Below are 1,164 nucleotides of genomic sequence, written 5' to 3'. Positions count from 1 at the left end.
GGCCGGCTTCATACCGGAATGGTGGCCGGTGTTTGATCGGAAATGGCGGCCGGCTTCACGTCGGAATCCGCAGGCCAGAATAAACGACGTGCAGTTTGCGGCCGCAATGGGTCCGACAGTCCGGGCCAGGTCCGGCCTACCATGGGCGGATCACCAAGCAGGGCCGTGGTCATGCGCGCGGCATGCTCGTCGAGGCGGCCTGGGCGGCCGCTCGTGCCCCGGACCGTTGCGAGCCTTCTTCCTGCGCGTGCGAGCCCGGCGCGGCCAGCATGTCGCGGCCGTCGCCACCGCACGCAAACTCGCTGTCGTGATCTGGCATCTGCTGACGAAGGGCGAAAGTTACGCGCGGGCTCGACCCTCCCTGCATGCCAAGAAGCCGCGCGATGTGGAACTCAAGGCCGGGAGCAAGGCTGTGCGCGGTCAAAAGGGGGCCGCGCACGCCTACAACATCAAGGGCCACCGGGAAGAAGAGCGCCGCTGGGTGGAGCAGGCCGAGGGCGCCTATGCACGCTTCGTCGCCGGTTGGAACCCGCGAGGTCCGAGAAAGGCGCGCACGGATGCCGCAAACGAGGTGCGACGATAGAAGCTGCGCGGCAGGGCTCTCACCTCGGATCCTGCTCTTCGCCACGCGGTCGTCCGTGCGCGACAGGAGAATAGCGCAGATTTATCAAAAAGGCTCTTGTCGATCACATCAGTGGTCTGCGGGTTCTTGGTCTTGGTGCGGGAATGATCCACGTCCTCGAGCGCCAGATAGAGCTCGTACTCGTGATGTTCGGGATTGCCGCAATATTCGGTGCCGCGGTCGGTCAGCACCCGGCTTAACTTCACGTCGTGGGCGTCGAAGAACGGCACCACGCGGTCGTTGAGGAGATCGGCGGCGGTGATCGGCGTCTTGCGGTCATAGAGCTTGGCGAAAGCGACCTTCGAATAGGTGTCGAGGAAGGTCTGCTGATAGATGCGTCACACCCCCTTCATGTTGCCGACATAGAAGGCGTCCTGGCCGCCGCAATAGCCCGGGCATTCACTCTCGAACTCACCATGCGCCTCCTTGTCCAGCTTGGCCTTTTTCCAGCGCCGCCAATTGGCTCTCGGTGAGCACGATACCGTCTTGGGCGACCTTCGCCTCCAGCGCCTTCAGCCGCTTCTTCATCGTCTCCAGATCGT

The 1,164-nt window shown here is 63.6% G+C and carries 2 pseudogenes; one reads left to right on the top strand and one right to left on the bottom strand.

The annotated features are described in order from the left end of the window. Positions 1 to 95 precede the first annotated feature (95 nt). A pseudogene (locus X728_RS1000000170015) lies at positions 96 to 583 on the top strand (transposase); the annotation flags it as partial. Positions 584 to 654: 71 nt separating this feature from the next. Here the strand turns inward: X728_RS1000000170015 and X728_RS01000000167555 are convergent. Further along, positions 655 to 1,164 (bottom strand): annotated as a pseudogene (locus X728_RS01000000167555) (IS481 family transposase); the annotation flags it as partial.

The sequence above is a fragment of the Mesorhizobium sp. L103C119B0 genome (assembly GCF_000502235.1).
Classification (GTDB): Bacteria; Pseudomonadota; Alphaproteobacteria; order Rhizobiales; family Rhizobiaceae; genus Mesorhizobium.
The sequence above is the reverse complement of the archived record's forward strand: the minus strand, read 5'-3'. Positions and strand labels throughout refer to the sequence as shown.